This window comes from Roseobacter sinensis (assembly GCF_025755255.1).
Taxonomy (GTDB): Bacteria; Pseudomonadota; Alphaproteobacteria; order Rhodobacterales; family Rhodobacteraceae; genus Roseobacter; species Roseobacter sinensis.
The window spans coordinates 1-594 of sequence record NZ_JALIEB010000073.1 but is presented as its reverse complement, the minus strand read 5'-3'; the positions used below and the strand labels follow the sequence as shown (position 1 = coordinate 594).

The window sequence follows — 594 nt, the reverse complement described above, 5'->3', positions numbered from 1 at the left end:
CTGCCCGGCCCTTTTTGTCTTGGCCACTGATGGTGGGTTTCTCTGATGGGGGTTTTGGGACGTGTGGGCGCATATTGAGTGCCGGATGAAGGCGGGTGTGATTGTACTGTTTGAGCCAGCGATTGATGACGATCTGGGCCTGCTTCGTTGTTGTGACCCACTCCGGGTTCAGGGCCTCCCGGCGCAGCGTCCCGTGAAGCGCTCGTTGTAGCCGTTCTCCCGGGGTGAGCCGGGATAGATGCGGAGGCTTGATGCCAACACGTCGAAGCCGGTCCTGTCGGGCTTCGGCAGTAAACCCCGGGCCGTTGTCTGACCCGATGTACTCTGGCGACCCGTGCCTCAGCAGGAACGGGTCGCGCGCTTCGAGGACGTCTCCAGCGCCCATCCTGGTGCGGACCTTCGCTGCCAGGGCCTGCCGCGTGAAACCGTCCAGAACCGTCAGCATCTTGTGGCCCCGACCATTGCTGAGCTTGTCGTGCCCGAAGCCGATGGTCCAGACGTGGTCTGGATGCGTGGGCCTCATTCTGATGATCGAACTGTCCGTGTGACAGAGCCGTCGCCGCTTCTTAGGTCGCTGTGCAAGCCGTGCTCCTT

1 protein-coding gene is annotated in these 594 nt (G+C 62.3%); it reads right to left on the bottom strand.

The window, feature by feature from the left end:
• Window positions 1–523, bottom strand: a 523-nt coding sequence (locus tag MUB52_RS23945) for a DDE-type integrase/transposase/recombinase (RefSeq protein WP_263846670.1), incomplete at its 3' end; no start/stop codon positions are given.
• Window positions 524–594 lie beyond the last annotated feature (71 nt).